Source organism: Sphingomonas sp. Leaf412 (assembly GCF_001425405.1).
Taxonomy (GTDB): Bacteria; Pseudomonadota; Alphaproteobacteria; order Sphingomonadales; family Sphingomonadaceae; genus Sphingomonas.
Genome location: NZ_LMQP01000003.1, coordinates 244,629 through 260,496, shown reverse-complemented (window position 1 = coordinate 260,496; position 15,868 = coordinate 244,629). Strand labels below are relative to the sequence as shown.

Genomic DNA, 15,868 nt, shown 5'->3' with positions numbered 1-15,868 from the left:
CCGTATCCCCCGGGCGCCACCCACCCCCAGCCCCTCCCTTGAAAGGGAGGGGAGCGACGGTCAGGGCTGCGTCGCCAGCAGGTACGTCTGGCGCAGCGCGTCGATCGGGCGGAGCGCGCCGTCGGCCTCGTAATGCCAGAAGGTCCAGCCGTTGCACGCCGGCGCGCCCTGCACCGTGGCGCCCAGCTTGTGGATCGAACCGGTCGCGCCGCAGGGGGACGCGAGGCTGCCGTCGGCGCGGACGGTGGCGCTGTGGCGGCGCTTCGCATCGGTCAGCGTGACGCCGGGGGTCAGATACGCATTCTCCACCAGCACGCCGAACGCCACCTTCGGCGCGGCGCGCGGGCTCTGCATCGTGGCCAGCGCGCTTTCGTCCAGCGGCAGCGCGGCGGCGATGCGTTCGGCGGCGGCGGCGCAATAATCGGGCTCGCGCTCGATCCCGATCCAGCGACGTCCCAGCCGCTTGGCCACCGCGCCCGTCGTGCCGGTGCCGAAGAACGGGTCCAGCACCACGTCGCCCGGCTTCGTGCAGGCCAGCAGCACGCGATAGATCAGCGCCTCCGGCTTCTGCGTCGGATGCACCTTCACGCCATCGCGCTTCAGCCGTTCCTGCCCGCCGCAGATCGGGAATTCCCAGTCGGACCGCATCTGGATCTCGTCGTTCAACGTCTTCATGCTGCGGTAGTTGAAGGTGTAGCGCGCCTTTTCGCCCTTGCTGGCCCAGATCAGCGTCTCGTGCGCGTTGGTGAAGCGCGTGCCCTTGAAGTTGGGCATCGGGTTCGCCTTGCGCCACACGATGTCGTTCAGGATCCAATAGCCCAGGTCCTGCACCGCCGCGCCGACGCGGAAGATGTTGTGATAGCTGCCGATGACCCAGATCGTGCCGTCATCCTTCAGCACGCGGTGCGCTTCGGCCAGCCAGGCGCGGGTGAAGGCGTCGTAATGCGCGAAGCTGTCGAACTTGTCCCAATTGTCGGTCACCGCGTCGACGTGGCTGCCGTCGGGGCGGTTCAGGTCGCCGCCGAGCTGGAGATTGTAGGGCGGGTCGGCGAAGATCATGTCGACCGACTTCGCCGGCAGCGCGCGCATCGCGGCGATGCAATCGGCCATGACGATCTGGTCGAGCGGCAGGGCCGTCGTCTCCCCCGTCGTCGCCGCCTTCCGGCGCGCGACCTTCTCCATCACCCCCATGCCCATACCCCTTTCGCGACGCCGATGTGCGGAACGGGCGGACTCCGCGTCAAGCGAACTTTGGTTAACAACTCCCTGCGCGATGTCGTTGCCGAAGCGGAACATTTGGAGTCCCGCCCCATATGTTGAGTCCACCACCGGTGCGCGGACTCAACGGGTGGTGGTGTGGCGCGAAAGACTCAACATATCGAGGACCGTCGCGATCGCGGCGACGATCGCGGCGGGGCGGTCGCGCTGGATCATGTGGCCGCTGTCGGGGACATGGGCACGGGTGCCGCGGGTCGACAGCGCGGCGATCGAATCATGGCCCGCGGTCCAGGGGGTCGGGGCGGCGGGGGCCGGGCCGACGGTCAGGACGACCAGCGGCATCGCGCCGAAGGACCGGCGCGGGTTCGCGACCGCCCGCGCGCTGTCCCCCGCGGCGTCGAAGAAGGAGACGGCGGTGTCGTAGCGCGCCGGATCGCCCGCGCAGGCGACCGGCCCGGCGGGGGGCGGCGTGCCCGCGCGCAACGCCGCGGCGCAGGCGCGGAACGGCGCGGCATGGGGCGCCATCACCGCCGCGGGATCCTCGCCCAGAAGGCGGAACATGTCGGGCAGGCTGGGGTCCGCCAGCACGATCCCAGCGACGCGGCGCGGATGCGCGTCGGCGAACAGCAGCGTCTCGTAGCTGCCGATCGAATGGCCGACCAGGACCAGCGGGCCGGTGACCTTCGCCGCCGCCAGCGCGCGATCGAGGTCGCGGGCGGTTTCCGTCGCGGTCTGGCGCGCCGGGCCGGCGTCGCTGCGCCCGAACCCGGCGCGGTCCCACGAGCAGGTGCGGGTGCGTGCCGCGACCGCGGGCTGGACCGCGCGCCATGTCGCGGCGGTGGCGCCCGCGCCGCCGGTCAGGACGACGGTGGGCGATCCCTGCCCCGTACAGACCAGGTTGATGCGGCGCGTGCCGTCCACCGCCACGCGCGTGTCGGGTGCGGGCGGCGTGGTCTGGAGCAGCGCCAGCGCCGCCAGCGCCGCCTCCCGGATCATTCCGCCACCGCGAACGGCAGCTCCGCCTGCGCCACCGGCGCGAAGCTGCGGCGGTGGAGCGGGGTCGGCCCGTGTTCGCGCAGCGCGCGCAGGTGCGCGGCGCAGCCGTACCCCTTGTTGCTGTGCCAGCCGTAGTGCGGATGATCCTGCGCATGCGCGATCATGATCCGGTCGCGCGTGTGCTTCGCCACGACGGAGGCGGCGGCGATCGACAGGCTGAGCCCGTCGCCGCCGACGATCGGGGTGGCGGCATAGGTCCAGTGCGGCAGGCGGTTGCCGTCGACCAGCACATGGCCCGGCACGCAGCCGAGCGCGGCGGCGACCTGATCCACCGCCAGCGTCATCGCCTTCATCGTCGCCCAGTGGATGTTGAGCGCGTCGATCTCCGCCGCCTCCACGATCCCGATGCCGACGATCGCGCGCTCCTGCACCAGCGCGCACAGCCGCGCGCGTTCGGCGGCGGACAGTTTCTTGGAATCGTCCAGCCCGCGCGGCACGCGGCGCGCGGGCAGCACCACCGCGGCGGCGACGACCGGGCCCGCGAGCGGCCCCCGCCCCGCCTCGTCCACGCCCGCCACGGGGGGCAGGCAGCGCTTCTCGTGGATCAGGCCGGGCATCAGGCCAGCCGCCATGGCGGGAAGCGGCGATGCTCGCCCGCGGTGTACAGGCACAACGCGTTGCCCGCGGGATCGCACAATCGCGCCTCGCGCCAGCCCCAGTCCTGGTCGATCGGATCGGCGACGGTGATGCCCTGCGCGCGAGCGGCGGCGACCGCGGCGTCGAGGTCGGGGACCTCGATAAAGACGGTCGCGGCGGCGGCGGCGTGGATCGAGAGCGTCGTGCCGCCCGCGCTTTCGAACCGGGCGTATTCGCCGCGCGCGTCGACGATGGGTGTCAGGCCCAGCGCGGTGTAGAAGGCGCGGCTGGCGGCATGATCGGTGGCGGGCAGCGTGACCTGGTTGATCGTCGGCGCCGCGGGGGTGTCGAGCCGGACCTCGTGGTGCCCCATCGGCCCGTGGCCGCCGCCGAAGCCGGGCGCCTGGTGCAGCGCCAGCCGCACGAACAGGCGCGCGCGTGCGATCGCGGCGGGCAGGTCCATGCCGCGGCCCAGCCCCTCCGCGATCGCGCTGGCGAGCGTGCAGCCGGTGCCGTGGGTGTGGCGCGTGTCGATGCGCGGCGCGGACCAGCGCGCGACCTCGCCGTCCGGGCCGATCAGGCGGTCGGTGATCGTGGCACCGCCGGCATGGCCGCCCTTCGCGAGCAGCAGCGCGCCGTGCGACAGGATCGCGCCTTCCCCGCCCAGCGCGTCCAGTTCGGGCAGGTTGGGCGTGACGATCGTGGCAAGCCGCATCAGCCGGGTCAGCGCGGCGATGGTGGCGTCGTCCGCCAGGGTCGCGCCGCTGGTCGCGACCATGACGGGGTCGAGGACGATGGGCAGCGTCGTATGTGCTCCCGCGAAGGCGGGAGCCGAGCCCGGGTTCGCGCCTTCGCGGGAACACAGATGCTCCAGCACCTCCGCCACCGCATGTGCGGTTTCGGCCGAGCCGATCATCCCGATCTTCACCGCGTCGACGCCGATGTCGTCGATCACGGCGTGCATCTGTGCGACCACGATGTCGGCGGGGACCGGGTGGATGCGCGAGACGCCGCGCGTGTTCTGCGCGGTGATCGCGGTCACCGCGGTCATGGCGTGGCCGCCCAGCATCGTGATCGTGCGGATATCCGCCTGGATACCCGCGCCGCCGCCCGAGTCGGAACCCGCAACGACGAGGATGCGCGGCGTCATGACGCGCGGTGCCGTCGCGCGGTCGACGCGGGATGGTCCTTCAGCGCCTGTCCGACGCGCGCCGGGCGATCGAGCAGTTCGCCGCCGCAATTGGGGCAGCGTTCGTCCAGCGCATCGGCGCATTCAGCGCAGAAGGTGCATTCGAACGAGCAGATGAACGCGCCCGCCGCATTGGCGGGCAGGTCCGTGCCGCAGCGTTCGCAATCGGGGCGCATCTCCAGCATGTCAGCGCCGCTCCACGCGCGCGATCCAGGTGCGCAGGTAATGGGGGTTGCCGCGACATTCGCCCATCGCGCGTTGTTCGGCCAGGCGCAGGCGGCGACCGTCCCAGGCATAGGTCTGCGCCACGCCGCAATCGCCCAGCCCGCGCCCCTTGGCGTAGCTGGACACCAGCCCGTCGCCCAGGTCGCCGTTGACGATGCTGCTGACCGGCGTCTGCGAATCCGCGCCGGTGGCGTCGAAGCCGGACGGCGCGTCGACCGCGGCGGGCGCGACCGTCCCGTCGCGGATGACGAACAGGGCGTCGATCTCGTTATAGGCGCCCGCCGAGCAGGGCAGCACGACGATCGTCGCGCCCCCGCCCAGCGCGGCGGTGCGCACGTCCCAATGATCCGCGGTCATCCGGTCCTCGCAGCGCGCGACGCGTCGCATGTCGGCAAGCTGCGCCGCGGTCGGCCGCGCCGCCGCGCCCGCGAGCGCGGGGGCGACGATCACCGGCACGGCCGCGGCGGCGGGCACGGTCGCGGCGGCCCCCGGCCCCGTCGCCACCGCGGCGGTGACGGTCCCCGCGCGCCCCTGCGCCGCGTCGATGTAGCGCAACGCCGCCGCCGCGCCCGCCAGGCTGACGCTGCCCAGCGCCCTGCCCGCCGCGTCGACCCCGGTCATCGCCGGCGCATTCGCCATCGCCGCGACGAGCCGCGCCGCGCCCTCCCCCGACCGGCCGTCGAATCGCGCACCCGCGATCGTCAGCGCGACGGGGGCGGCATCGTCGTCCGACAGCGGGTTCAGCGCGACCTCATACCCGCCCGCGGGTCCCGCGGCGCGCGTCACCTGCACCGTGAAGCGAGGGAAATCGCCCATGTCGGGGCCGAGCGAGGCCATCGCGCAGCGCGCGACATTGTCGCAGGCGACGGTCCAGTCGCGGAACGTCTTCAACTCCCCCGGTATCGGCGCGGCGCGCGTGTCGGCGACCGGCCCCGGCGGCGCGCCCGCGACGGGCACGGCGGGGGCAGCGACGTTCGCGGCCGTATCGTTCGCGATCGGCGGCGCGGGATCGGGCGCGCAGGCGACGAGCAGGAGCGTGGCGGCGACGGCGTATCTCATGCCGGTACGTCTACCGCGGTGGATCGCGCGGAGCCAGCGGGCTAAGGCCGCGCGCGACGGACATTTGGGAGACGGTGATGCAGACGGTGGGCGTGATCGGGGCGGGGCAGATGGGCGCAGGGATCGCGCAGGTCACCGCGGCGGCGGGGATGCGCGTGCTGCTGGCCGATGTGGACAAGGCGCGCGCGGAAACCGGCAAGTCCGGCATCGCCAAGCGGCTGGCGCGCGATGTGGAGAAGGGCAAGACCGACGCCGCGACGCGCGACCGGCTGCTGGAGCGGATCGAAACCGTCGACGGCGTCGCCGCGATGGGCGACTGCGCGCTGGTGATCGAGGCGGCGACCGAGCGCGAGGAGATCAAGCGCGCGATCTTCGCCGAGGTGGGCAAGGTATTGCGCGCCGACGCGGTGCTGGCGTCGAACACGTCCTCGATCCCGATCACGCGGCTGGCGCAGGCAGCGCCCGACGCGGGGCGGTTCATCGGCGTCCATTTCTTCAACCCCGTGCCGGTGATGGGCCTGATCGAGGTGATCCGCGGGCTGGCGACGAGCGACGCGACGGTCGCGACGATCGAGACCTATGCCGCCGCGCTGGGCAAGCAGGTGGTGCGTGCCAACGACGCGCCGGGCTTCATCGTCAACCGCGTGCTGATGCCGATGCTGAACGAGGCGGTGTTCGCGCTGGGCGAGGGCGTGGCGACGATCAGGGACATCGATCTGGCGTGCCAGCTGGGGCTGAACCATCCGATGGGGCCGCTGACGCTGGCGGACTTCATCGGGCTGGACACCTGCCTGGAGATCACGCGGGTCCTGTTCGAGGGCACGGGCGATCCGAAGTTCCGGCCCGCGCCGCTGCTGGTGAAATATGTCGAGGCGGGCTGGTTCGGCCGCAAGACCGGGCGCGGATTCTACGATTATTCGGGCGAGGTGCCCGTGCCGACGCGGTGACGTGCGCGCGCCCGGCCTGCGGATGCCGACGGACGCGGGCCGTCACGCTCGTGGGCCGGGGGCGCGGACGATCGGCGCGCCGGGCCGGAAACGAAAAAAGCCGGCGATCGCCGGCTTTCGCATCGGTTCGGGGAAGGGCCGGGACACGCCGGCCCTTCATAGGCTTCAGCAGCCACCGCCACCGTCGCCGGTCGCAATCGGGTAGATCGTCATGGGCTGCCTCCTCAGGTTTACTGCCGCGAATTAAGACGTGAAACCGTCAATATCAACCTAACATATGCCCTTCCCTACGCCAATCGCGGGACATCCGACGGGTCGGGGGCGGGCAGGATCGTCTCCGCATCGTCCTCCGGCGTGCGCCACCAGAATACCACGCTGTCGTTCGGCAGGATGGACCCGCCGCATTTCCATACGCCCAGCGTCGCCTCCCGGCGTTCGCACGTCATCGGGCTGGCCGTCAGCGGGCGGACGCCGAACCGCATCCCGGGAAGGACGGTCAGGCGAAGCGTCGCCCCCGCCACCGTGGGGAAGAAGGAGCCCCACACCTCGTTGTCCGACCGTTCCTTCAGCGCGAACACCGTGATCCGGACCGCAAGCGTGCCGTTGCCCGGGATCTTGCGCGGCCAGACGTAGCTCTTCTCATGTTCGTGTTCGTCCAGCGTCAGCGCGGCGACGATCTGATCTTCCGTCAAATCGGTTCCGCCGATGCTGGTGCGCTTCACCGCGGTGAAGGTGCGCGCGCCCTTCCCGTGCCGGACCGCGACCGCATAGCGTACGTCGACCGGCTTTTCGGAACTGGCCACGTTCCTGAACCGATAGCTCGACAGCATTTCCAGGACGACGAAGCGTTGCGGGTCGACGCCGGTCACCGCGACTTCGTCCCGGGTCAGTTCGCGCACGGTATATTCGAGGTCCGCCGAGTCGCGCACGATGTCGGGGCGCAGGCTGGTTTCGATCACCGCCTTCACATAAGCGGGGGTGTGTTGCAGGCCGTAGACGCCCTGGACCACGTTCTGCGAAATCTGGGTCTGGCGGCGTTCGTTCTCCTCCGCCTCGGTCCGGCGGCGGTCCTCGATCTCCTTCGCCTCGGCGACCCTGCGCTCCTCGCGCTCCCTATCCTCGCGTTGCCGCATGGCGAGTTCCGCCTGCCGTACGCGGACGTCGATCGTTACCGAGATGAAATAGGCCACGAGAAGCGCAACGCCGAATTCGGCGACGAACAGGCTGATGACCTTGCCCGCAAGGTACCGCAGCGACTCGTTCGGGGTCGCCGAGGTCGTGACCGTCACCAGCGCCAGAACGAGCAGGATGATCGTTCCGCTGATGAGTAGCCACGCGTGCGGCCTGATCGTCGGCAGCGAGTCCGGTTTCCTGTCGCTTCCCGCCATCCTCGTCCGCCCGGTTTCGATATCGACCAGATCCGTTCATGGCAGCATCGATTCCGGTCGATCCACCGGTCGACTACCCGGAACGGTCCGAAACGGCGGCGATGGCGTTACGCCGGTATCTGCTGGCTGATGCAGTGGAAGCTGCCGCCGCCGGTCAGGATCGCGTCCGCGCGCAGGCCCACGACCGCACGGTCGGGGAACAGCGCCGCGATCGCGTCCACCGCGGCGGCGTCGTCGGGCGCGCCGTACAGCGGCACGACCACCGCGGCGTTGCCGATGTAGAAGTTCATGTAGCTGGCGGGCACGATCGCCTCGTCGCGCAGCACGCGGCCCGGCGAGGGGATCGGCACCACTTCCACGCCATGCCGGCGGGCGCGATCGGCGGCATCCTGATAGATGCGCCAATTGGGATCGTTCTCCGCCGCGACCGGGATCGCGAGCCGCCCCGGGCCCACGAACCGGGCGAGGTTGTCGACATGCCCGTCGGTATGATCGTTGAGCAACCCGGCGCCGAGCCACAGCACCCGGTCGAAGCCCAGGTCGGCGGCCAGCCGCTGCTCCACCCCCTCCGCCGTCGGCAGCGGATTGCGATTGGGATTGAGCAGGCATTGCTCCGTCGTCACGACCAGCCCGGTCCCGTCGCCGTCGATCGCCCCGCCCTCCAGCACCCAGTCGTGCGCCAGGATGGTCAGGTGGCGCCGCCGCGCCAGCCGCGCGCCGACATCGTCGTCGCCGGGCAGGTCGTATTTCCCGCCCCAGCCGTTGAAGCCGAAGTCGTGCGCCTTCCCGTCGCCGCCCAGAATCGCGGCGGTATCGCGCAGCCAGATGTCGCCGAACGGCTCCACCACCACCTGCGCGAAGGGCGCCATCGCTTGCGCCGCGACCGCGGCCTCGTCATCCGCCGCGACCAGCAGCACCTGCTCCCCGCGGCCGTCGGCATGGACGGCATGCGCGAACGCCGCGACCTCCTCGCGCGCCTGGTCCAGGTCGTCCGCCCACAATTCGGGATGGCTGGGAAAGCCGATCCACACGGCGGCATGGGGCGCCCATTCGGCGGGGGGAACGCGGGTCATGCCGCGCGCTCTGCCACACCGCCGGGGAATTCGACAACCGTCCCGTTCGACGCGCGCGAACGAAAAAGGGCGGCCCCGGATGGGACCGCCCGTTTCGTCGCATGATCCGTGGACGGGATCAGCGCGAGTAGAATTCGACGACCAGGTTCGGCTCCATCTTCACCGGATAGGGCACCTCGTCCAGCGTGGGCACGCGGACCAGGGTCACCTTCGCGGTGCCGTCCTGCGCGACGTAATCGGGCACTTCGCGCTCGGCCAGGCTCTGCGCCTCCATCACCAGCGCCATCTGCTGCGCCTTCGTGCCCAGCGTGATCTCGTCGCCGACGTTGCAGCGGCGCGAGGCGACGTTGCACTTCACGCCGTTGACCATCACGTGGCCGTGGCTGACCAGCTGGCGCGCGGACCAGATGGTCGGCGCGAACTTCGCACGGTACACGATCGCGTCCAGGCGACGCTCCAGCAGGCCGATCAGGTTCTGTGAGGTATCGCCCTTCATGCGCGACCCTTCGTCATAGGCGTGGCGGAACTGCTTTTCCGTCACGTCGCCGTAATAGCCCTTCAGCTTCTGCTTCGCGCGCAGCTGGATGCCGAAATCGGACACCTTGCCCTTGCGGCGCTGACCATGCTGGCCGGGGCCGTATTCGCGCTTGTTCACCGGGGACTTGGGACGGCCCCAGATGTTCTCGCCCATGCGGCGGTCGAGCTTGTACTTCGCGCTGGAACGCTTCGACATGATGTTTCCTTCAATCTGCGAACGACGTTGACCGGGTGGAAGCCACCTGATCGCGATCCCGGTATCGCCTGCGCCACGAAGGGCAGGGCCACCGCTTCACCGGGGTGCGGGGCCGAATTGCGAAGGCGCGCGCCTAGACGGGGGGGCGTGCGGAGTCAAGGTCGGGCGCGTCGCGCTGGACAGCCGCGCCGCGCGTCGGCACTAGGCGCGCGCATGACGATCCTATCAGGCCCGGAATGCACCACCATGGCCGAGGTGCGCGCCGGCGTCGACCAGGTCGACCGCGAGCTGGTCGCCCTTCTGCGCCGCCGCTTCGACTATATGGACGCCGCCGCGCGCATCAAGCCCGAGCGCGGCCACGTGCGCGACGAGGCGCGCAAGGCGCAGGTGATCGCGAACGCACGGGCGGCCGCGGAAGCCGTCGGCGTGCCGGGCGATGCGGTGGCGGCGATGTGGGAGACGCTGGTCGAGGCGTCGATCGCGTACGAGCTGGACGCGTTCGACCGGCGATAGGAAACGGACCTCACCCACCGTTCGGGCTGAGCGAAGTCGAAGCCTGCGCGCGACGGCAGCGCATATTCTTCGACGTCGCTCAGGGCGAACGGAGGTAGTGGAGGTGGGTTACGGGCGTTCGCGACCGTAACCGCCTGTTAGCCCCGTTCGCGGCATGACATGGCGATGCGTCCGCTTCCGCTCATCGCCCCCGACCCGCCGCGCCTGTCCGACATGGGCGATGCGTTGCGCCGGGTCGAGGCGTCGGGGGTGTTCACCAACCACGGCCCCGAGGCGCGCGGGTTCGAGGCGGCGGCGACGCAGGCCCTGTTCGGCGGACGCGGCGCGACGCTGGCGGTGGCGAACGCGACGCTGGGACTGACGATCGCGATCGCGGATGCGGTCGGTACCGGCGGGCGGGGACGCATGGCGCTGATGCCCGCATTGACCTTCGCCGCGACGGCGCAGGCGGCGTGGTGGGCGGGACTGGTGCCGCTGCCGTGCGACGTCGACCCCGATGACTGGGCGGCCTGCGCCCGGGCGGAGGAGACGCTGCTGCGCCGCCATGGCAGCGGCATCGCGGCCATCGTCCCCTATGCCGCGTTCGGCCGCGCGATCGACCTCGACCGCTATCGCTTCCTGGCCGCGCGGCACGGCGTGGCGGTGGTGGTGGATGCGGCGGCGTCGCTGGGGACGCGGGTGGACGGAACCAATTTCGGGGCGGGGGCGCCCTTCCCGATCGTCTTCTCCATGCACGCGACCAAGCCGTTCGCGGTGGCGGAGGGCGGGCTGGTGCATTGCGGCGAGCCTGCGACGATCGCGCGGCTGCGCACGATGGCGGGCTTCGGCTTCGGCCGCCCGCGCGAGGCGACGATGCCGGGGCTGAACGCGAAGCTGCCCGAGGTGCTGGCGGTCATGGCGCGCGCGAAGCTGGACGGGTTCGAGGATGCGATGGCGCGACGGGAAACGGTCGCGGTCGCCTATCGCGCCACCCTGCCGGCCGGATGCGCGACGCAGCCCGCGCCGGCGGAGCGGCAGGCGCTGGGGTTCTTCCCGGTCCGGCTGCCCGAGGGGACGGACCGCGACGCGATCGTCGCCGCGCTCGCCGCGGAGGAGATCGGCGCGGGCGCGTATTTCAGCCCCCATCTGGGCGAGCAGCAATGGGTGCGGTCGGTCGCCTGCCTGACTCCGACGCCGGTGGCGGACGATCTGTCGCGGCGCATCCTGTCGCTGCCGCTGACCGACGCGATGACCGCCGCGGACGCACATCGCGTGACGGCGGCGCTGGCACGCGCGCTGACCGCCTGCGCCTCCATCGCGCGCGGGCGGGGACGGGGCCCGCGAGGACGGAGCGGACTGGGCGCGCCGGTCTCCGGCAGGCCCATGATCCACGACACGATCGTCATCGGCGGCGGCCCGGCGGGTACCGCGCTGCTGACCGCGGCGGCGAAGGCGGGCCTGCTGCCCGCGCTCGCCCGCGGGCTGGCGATCGTGGAGCGCGGGCCGGCGCTGGGGGCAGGCACGCTGGGCGGCTATGCCATCACCTCCGATTCCAGCGCGGACACGTTCCTGACCGCGATCGCGGACCATCCGCAGGCGGAGATCGCGGCACTGGCGGACCATCCGGCGGCGCATCGCGTCGCGGCGCATCGCGCGTCGCTGGGCGTGCCGCTGACCGCGGTGGGCGGATTGCTGGATGCGCTGGGCGACCGGCTGGCGCAGGTGGTCGCGGCGCAGGGCGGAACCGTGCTGACGGGCCACGAGGCGGTGTCGGCGCGACGGGGCGGCGACGGCCTGTGGCATGTCCGGCTGCGCGGGCCGGACGGCCGCGACCACGTGCGCGTCGCGCGGTCGCTGGTCGTCGCGACGGGCGGGCACCAGCCGATCGACCGGCTGACGACGCAGCGGATCGCGGGCGTCCCGATCGCGGACCTGGCCGACGGGCGGCTGGTCCAGTCGGACGCGGTGCTGAAACTGGGCGGGACCGACATGATCGCGGACCTCGTCGCCGGGCGGCGCAACCCCCGGATCGCGGTCGTCGGCGGATCGACGAGCGCGCTGACGACGGTCGCGGCGCTGCTGAAGGCGGGATTGCCGCTGGGCGCGGGCGCGGTGACGTTGCTGCACCGGCGGCCGTTGCGCCCCTTCTATCCTTCCGCCGCGGCGGCGCGGGCGGAAGGGTTCACCGATTTCGGGCCGGACGACATCTGCCCGATATCGGGCTTCGTCTACCGCCTCGCCGGATTCCGGCTGGAGGCGCGCGACCTGGTGTTGCGGATGCTGGCGGTCGACGGGCGCGTGCCCGACCCGCGCGTGGCGGTGCACCGGATCGCGGGCGACAACGATACGGTCGCGCAGGCGACGGTGCGCGCGGCGGACGTGGTGATCGCGGCGCTGGGCTATCGCCCCCGCGCGCTGGCGTTCGAACGCGCGGACGGGACGCCGCTGCCGCTGGCGGCGGACAGCGGCGCGGCGATGGTGGATCGCGACGGATGCGTCGTCGGCGCGGACGGGATCGCGCTGCCCGGCGTGTACGGCATCGGTCTGGCGGCCGGGTTCGTGCCCTGGGGGCGGCTGGGCGGCGAGGCCAGCTTCCGCGGGCAGGCCAACGGCCTGTGGCTGTGGCAGAACGACGTGGGGCGGATGATCGTGGACCGGTTGCTCGCGGATCGCGCGGCGGTGGCGGCATGATCGCGCCGGTCGCCGGATCGCCGGTCGTCAGCGTGGTGATGGCGGCGTACGACGGCGCGGCCCTGATCGGCGCGACGCTGGACAGCCTGTCGCGCCAGACGATGCCCGACTGGGAAGCGATCGTGGTCGACGACGGGTCGAGCGACCAGACGCGCGCGATCGTCGGATCGTGGCCCGACCCGCGCGTCCGCCTGATCGCGTTGCCCGTCAACGGCGGGCCGGTGCGCGCGCGCAACCGCGGCGTGGCGGCGGCGCACGGGCGCTACATCGCCGCGCTGGACCAGGACGACCTGTGCCACCCCGAACGGTTCGCGCGGCAGGTCGCGTACCTGGATGCCAGCCCGCACGTCGCACTGCTGGCGACCGCGGCCGACGTGCTGGGGGCGGACGGCGGCATTCATGCGGCGCGCCATGCCGCGATCACCTCCCCCGCGCTGATCGCGTGGCTGCTGCGCATCGGCAACCCGCTGGTCTGGTCGTCGGTGATGATGCGCGCCGACGTGGCGCGCGCGCTGCACCCCTTCACGCGCCCCGCCCTGCTCTATGCCGAGGATTTCGACCTGTATCACCGCGTCGCCGCGCATGGCGCGGTCGCGCGGCTGGACATGGCGCTGGTGACCTATCGCCGCCACGCCGGGGGCGCGTCGCAGCGGTACGAGGACGCGATGCTGGCGAGTGCGACGCGCGTCCTGGCCGCGGACCATCGCGCGACCTTCGGCGACGATGCGGGGGACAGCGCGGCGCTGGTCGTGCGCCACCTGATGCATGGGATGCCGGTGGCGGACCGCGCCGCGCTGGCGCGGCTGGGCGGCACGATCGCGGCGCTGAAGGCGGATCACCTGTCGCGGCATCACGTCGTCCCCGCGGACCGGCGGCTGATCGAATGGGAGACCGGGCGCCGCTGGGCCGGGGTCGTGCGCGCCGCGCTGGCGGCGGGGACGATCGGGATGGCGGACGCGCTGGCGGCGCGCGCGGTGCTGCCGCACCTGGGGGTCGAGGGGCTGGCGTGGGCGCGGCTGGTCGGCGGGGTGCGGCGCTGGGCCGCGTGAGGATCAGATGCCGTTCGCGCGGAGGGGGCACCGAGCGACGCCGAAATGCCGTCTCGAAACACCCACGTCGCGCATACCCTTCGCGACGAGGCTTCGACGGCGCTCGGCCGCCCCTCGGGGCGAACGGGGGTAAGGCGGGTTACGCCTTCGCGGCGTAGATCATCCGGCCCTCGCCCAGCCGCGCGAACACCTCCGACAATTCCTGCTCGCCCACCGCGAAGCACCCCTGGCTGCGACCCAGCATGCCGCGCGTCTGCACGATGTCGGGATTGGCGTACCACGCCGCATGGACGACGATCGCCCGCGACAGCGCATTGTCGTTGGTGCGGTCCAGCCCCGTCAGCCGCTGCGACCGGCCGTGCTTGCCGTAATAATAGTCCGCGGTCGCGAACGCGCCCTCGCACGAAGCGTTGGAGCCGTCGACGTTGGAGAAACGCTGGAGGAACCCGGTATGGTCGGGGTCCGACCCGCTGCCGTGCGACACCAGTTTCGACACGACCTTTCCGTCGTGCAGGTCGACGAAGTGGAACCGCGCGGCCGACGAGGCGCGCGAGAAGTCGGCGATGGCGATGCGGTCGTGCTTCGCGATCCGGTCGCCGTGGCGTTCCAGCGCGGCCATGGCACGGCGGAACAAGCGCGGCTCGATCCCCGGCGGCGCCACGTCGACGCGGGCGGCGACGCGCGCGGGCGGGGGGACGGCGCGGCTGACGGGGGCGTGGAAATCGCGCGGCAGCAGCGATTCGGGCCGACCCTGCCGCATCGCGGCGGATACGGTGCCCGGCAGCATCAGCATGCTGGCGACCAGCCCGCCGTTCTTCAGCATCATCCGGCGCGACAGCGCCCGTTCGTCACCTGCGTCCAGCATCTATGTCCTGCGGATAGCCTCGCCCACGGCCGATCCTATAGCAGGAAACAGGTGAACAATCCGCCGCCTTCCACGCAAGTTGCGTGCCGAACCCGCGCGTTGGCCGCAGCGACGCCACGGTTCGCCGCGCGGGGCACCGAATCCGGGCGATGGGCGTTGGACCGGCATCGACCCTGCGAATCCCGCTCGAAAGGCATTAGTGATGCGCCGCCTCGCCCTGATCCTGTCCACCGTCCTCGCCGTCGCCGCGGCGCCCGCCCAGGCGCGCGCGATGGACGATCTGGCGATTACCGAGGCCGCCGCCGCGCTGGCTCCGGGACGGTTCCTGTGGACCGAGGCGGCGGCGCGCGACGGCGCCGTCAGCGTGCTGGTATCGCTGCCCGACCAGCGCGCCTACGTCTTTCGCGGACAGAAACTGGTCGCGGCCTCCTCGGTGTCGACGGGCAAGGACGGGAACGAGACGCCGGTGGGGTCCTTCACGATCCTCCAGAAGCGGGAGGTCCACAAATCCAACCTCTACGACGACGCGCCCATGCCCTACATGCAGCGGCTGACGTGGGACGGCGTCGCGCTTCACGCCGGGCGCGATCCGGGGTTTCCCGCGTCGCACGGCTGCATCCGCCTGCCCGCCGCCTTCGCCAAGCGATTGTTCGCGATCACCGAACTGGGCGCGACGGTGGAGGTGACCGACGTCGCCTATGTCGCGGGGGCCTATGACGAGGAAATGGCGGCGGCCAGCGGCCTGACCGGCGCCACGCAACGCGAGGTCGACCGCGCGCTCGCGGCACGGTAGCGTCCTTCCCGACGGGTATCTCGCCCGCGGGAGAGGATCACGATGCGCACCCCGATCTGCACGATGCTGGGGATCGATTTCCCGCTGCTCGCCTTCAGCCATTGCCGCGACGTCGTCGCCGCGGTCAGTCGCGCGGGCGGGTTCGGGGTGCTGGGCGCGACCGGGCACACGCTGGAAAGCCTGGAGACCGAGCTGGCGTGGATCGACGCGCATGTCGACGGGAAACCCTATGGCCTCGACGTCCTGATCCCGGAAAACCTGGGCGTGCGCGGCGAGGCGCGCGATACGGTCGCGGACCGCATCCCCGCGGGCCATCGCGCCTTCGTCGCCGATCTCGCCACGAAACACGGGTTCGACATGCCCGAGGAGCGCCGCGGATCGGGCGCGCCGGTGCCGTTCGATCCCGACCTGGCGCTGGCGATGCTTGACGTCGCGTTCCGCCACCCGATCCGCCTGATCGCCAACGCGCTGGGCGTGCCGCCCCGGGCGATGATCGACATGGGCAAGGCGCATG

The 15,868-nt window shown here is 71.8% G+C and carries 16 protein-coding genes; 6 read left to right on the top strand and 10 right to left on the bottom strand.

The genetic code is table 11. The features are described 5' to 3' along the window. Positions 1 to 60: 60 nt before the first annotated feature. The 6 genes from ASG29_RS08410 to ASG29_RS08385 form a co-directional block, all read right to left on the bottom strand. Complete coding sequence (locus tag ASG29_RS08410; protein WP_055985302.1) at positions 61 to 1,191, bottom strand: site-specific DNA-methyltransferase; 1,131 nt, start codon at positions 1,189 to 1,191, stop codon at positions 61 to 63. A gap of 150 nt (positions 1,192 to 1,341) precedes the next feature. Next, on the bottom strand, positions 1,342 to 2,214 hold the full coding sequence (locus ASG29_RS08405) for an alpha/beta fold hydrolase (RefSeq protein ID WP_055982799.1): 873 nt from the start codon (positions 2,212 to 2,214) through the stop codon (positions 1,342 to 1,344). After that, positions 2,211 to 2,831 carry a ribonuclease HII gene (locus ASG29_RS08400; RefSeq protein WP_055985299.1) on the bottom strand — a complete coding sequence of 207 codons (621 nt, stop codon included), beginning with the start codon at positions 2,829 to 2,831 and terminating at the stop codon, positions 2,211 to 2,213. Before ASG29_RS08400 ends, ASG29_RS08405 begins: the two co-directional genes overlap by 4 nt. Continuing rightward, complete coding sequence (locus tag ASG29_RS08395; RefSeq protein ID WP_055982798.1) at positions 2,831 to 4,000, bottom strand: bifunctional hydroxymethylpyrimidine kinase/phosphomethylpyrimidine kinase; 1,170 nt, start codon at positions 3,998 to 4,000, stop codon at positions 2,831 to 2,833. The genes ASG29_RS08400 and ASG29_RS08395 overlap by 1 nt, the downstream gene beginning before the upstream one ends. Further along, the gene (locus ASG29_RS08390) at positions 3,997 to 4,224 is read right to left on the bottom strand and encodes a DUF1272 domain-containing protein (RefSeq protein WP_055982796.1); all 228 of its coding nucleotides are present in this window, start codon (positions 4,222 to 4,224) and stop codon (positions 3,997 to 3,999) included. The genes ASG29_RS08395 and ASG29_RS08390 overlap by 4 nt, the downstream gene beginning before the upstream one ends. Before the next feature lies 1 nt (position 4,225). Then, complete coding sequence (locus ASG29_RS08385) at positions 4,226 to 5,323, bottom strand: DUF1176 domain-containing protein (RefSeq protein ID WP_055982794.1); 1,098 nt, start codon at positions 5,321 to 5,323, stop codon at positions 4,226 to 4,228. A 77-nt stretch (positions 5,324 to 5,400) separates the two neighbouring features. Between ASG29_RS08385 and ASG29_RS08380 the strand changes: the two genes are divergently transcribed. Further along, complete coding sequence (locus ASG29_RS08380; protein WP_055982793.1) at positions 5,401 to 6,270, top strand: 3-hydroxybutyryl-CoA dehydrogenase; 870 nt, start codon at positions 5,401 to 5,403, stop codon at positions 6,268 to 6,270. Between the two features lie 287 nt (positions 6,271 to 6,557). On the opposite strand, the gene ASG29_RS08375 is transcribed toward ASG29_RS08380, so the two are convergent. The 3 genes from ASG29_RS08375 to rpsD all read right to left on the bottom strand — a co-directional run bounded on the left by ASG29_RS08375 (position 6,558) and on the right by rpsD (position 9,464). Next, the gene (locus ASG29_RS08375) at positions 6,558 to 7,658 is read right to left on the bottom strand and encodes a hypothetical protein (protein ID WP_055982791.1); all 1,101 of its coding nucleotides are present in this window, start codon (positions 7,656 to 7,658) and stop codon (positions 6,558 to 6,560) included. 107 nt (positions 7,659 to 7,765) lie between these two features. Then, entirely contained in the window at positions 7,766 to 8,731 is a 966-nt protein-coding gene (locus ASG29_RS08370) for an agmatine deiminase family protein (protein WP_055982789.1), read from the bottom strand. A gap of 118 nt (positions 8,732 to 8,849) precedes the next feature. After that, positions 8,850 to 9,464 carry a 30S ribosomal protein S4 gene (gene rpsD / locus ASG29_RS08365; RefSeq protein WP_055982787.1) on the bottom strand — a complete coding sequence of 205 codons (615 nt, stop codon included), beginning with the start codon at positions 9,462 to 9,464 and terminating at the stop codon, positions 8,850 to 8,852. A 213-nt stretch (positions 9,465 to 9,677) separates the two neighbouring features. Here rpsD and ASG29_RS08360 point away from each other — a divergent pair, with 213 nt between their 5' ends. The 3 genes from ASG29_RS08360 to ASG29_RS08350 all read left to right on the top strand — a co-directional run bounded on the left by ASG29_RS08360 (position 9,678) and on the right by ASG29_RS08350 (position 13,696). Beyond that, on the top strand, positions 9,678 to 9,977 hold the full coding sequence (locus ASG29_RS08360) for a chorismate mutase (protein WP_055982785.1): 300 nt from the start codon (positions 9,678 to 9,680) through the stop codon (positions 9,975 to 9,977). Positions 9,978 to 10,142: 165 nt separating this feature from the next. Further along, positions 10,143 to 12,647: a DegT/DnrJ/EryC1/StrS family aminotransferase gene (locus ASG29_RS08355; protein ID WP_055985295.1), complete on the top strand. Its 2,505-nt coding sequence runs from the start codon at positions 10,143 to 10,145 to the stop codon at positions 12,645 to 12,647. Then, entirely contained in the window at positions 12,644 to 13,696 is a 1,053-nt protein-coding gene (locus ASG29_RS08350; RefSeq protein ID WP_055982783.1) for a glycosyltransferase family 2 protein, read from the top strand. The genes ASG29_RS08355 and ASG29_RS08350 overlap by 4 nt, the downstream gene beginning before the upstream one ends. Positions 13,697 to 13,835: 139 nt before the next feature. Here the strand turns inward: ASG29_RS08350 and ASG29_RS08345 are convergent, their stop codons facing one another. Further along, positions 13,836 to 14,561: a murein L,D-transpeptidase catalytic domain family protein gene (locus tag ASG29_RS08345; RefSeq protein WP_082515851.1), complete on the bottom strand. Its 726-nt coding sequence runs from the start codon at positions 14,559 to 14,561 to the stop codon at positions 13,836 to 13,838. Positions 14,562 to 14,763: 202 nt separating this feature from the next. On the opposite strand from ASG29_RS08345, the gene ASG29_RS08340 reads away from it, so the two are divergent. Then, positions 14,764 to 15,354, top strand: coding sequence for a L,D-transpeptidase family protein (locus tag ASG29_RS08340; protein WP_055982781.1), 591 nt, complete (start codon positions 14,764 to 14,766; stop codon positions 15,352 to 15,354). A 42-nt stretch (positions 15,355 to 15,396) separates the two neighbouring features. Next, positions 15,397 to 15,868, top strand: a 472-nt coding sequence (locus tag ASG29_RS17495) for a nitronate monooxygenase (RefSeq protein WP_235532832.1), incomplete at its 3' end; no start/stop codon positions are given.

Excerpts from the sequence above, each read along its gene's own strand:
- ASG29_RS08380 (WP_055982793.1), top strand. The coding sequence starts at position 5,401 with ATGCAGACGGTGGGCGTGATCGGGGCGGGGCAGATGGGCGCAGGGATC.
- ASG29_RS08375 (WP_055982791.1), bottom strand. The coding sequence starts at position 7,658 with ATGGCGGGAAGCGACAGGAAACCGGACTCGCTGCCGACGATCAGGCCG.
- ASG29_RS08400 (WP_055985299.1), bottom strand. The coding sequence starts at position 2,831 with ATGCCCGGCCTGATCCACGAGAAGCGCTGCCTGCCCCCCGTGGCGGGC.
- rpsD (WP_055982787.1), bottom strand. The coding sequence starts at position 9,464 with ATGTCGAAGCGTTCCAGCGCGAAGTACAAGCTCGACCGCCGCATGGGC.
- ASG29_RS08340 (WP_055982781.1), top strand. The coding sequence starts at position 14,764 with ATGCGCCGCCTCGCCCTGATCCTGTCCACCGTCCTCGCCGTCGCCGCG.
- ASG29_RS08395 (WP_055982798.1), bottom strand. The coding sequence starts at position 4,000 with ATGACGCCGCGCATCCTCGTCGTTGCGGGTTCCGACTCGGGCGGCGGC.
- ASG29_RS08370 (WP_055982789.1), bottom strand. The coding sequence starts at position 8,731 with ATGACCCGCGTTCCCCCCGCCGAATGGGCGCCCCATGCCGCCGTGTGG.
- ASG29_RS08405 (WP_055982799.1), bottom strand. The coding sequence starts at position 2,214 with ATGATCCGGGAGGCGGCGCTGGCGGCGCTGGCGCTGCTCCAGACCACG.
- ASG29_RS08410 (WP_055985302.1), bottom strand. The coding sequence starts at position 1,191 with ATGGGGGTGATGGAGAAGGTCGCGCGCCGGAAGGCGGCGACGACGGGG.
- ASG29_RS08355 (WP_055985295.1), top strand. The coding sequence starts at position 10,143 with ATGCGTCCGCTTCCGCTCATCGCCCCCGACCCGCCGCGCCTGTCCGAC.
- ASG29_RS08350 (WP_055982783.1), top strand. The coding sequence starts at position 12,644 with ATGATCGCGCCGGTCGCCGGATCGCCGGTCGTCAGCGTGGTGATGGCG.
- ASG29_RS08390 (WP_055982796.1), bottom strand. The coding sequence starts at position 4,224 with ATGCTGGAGATGCGCCCCGATTGCGAACGCTGCGGCACGGACCTGCCC.
- ASG29_RS08360 (WP_055982785.1), top strand. The coding sequence starts at position 9,678 with ATGACGATCCTATCAGGCCCGGAATGCACCACCATGGCCGAGGTGCGC.
- ASG29_RS08345 (WP_082515851.1), bottom strand. The coding sequence starts at position 14,561 with ATGCTGGACGCAGGTGACGAACGGGCGCTGTCGCGCCGGATGATGCTG.
- ASG29_RS08385 (WP_055982794.1), bottom strand. The coding sequence starts at position 5,323 with ATGAGATACGCCGTCGCCGCCACGCTCCTGCTCGTCGCCTGCGCGCCC.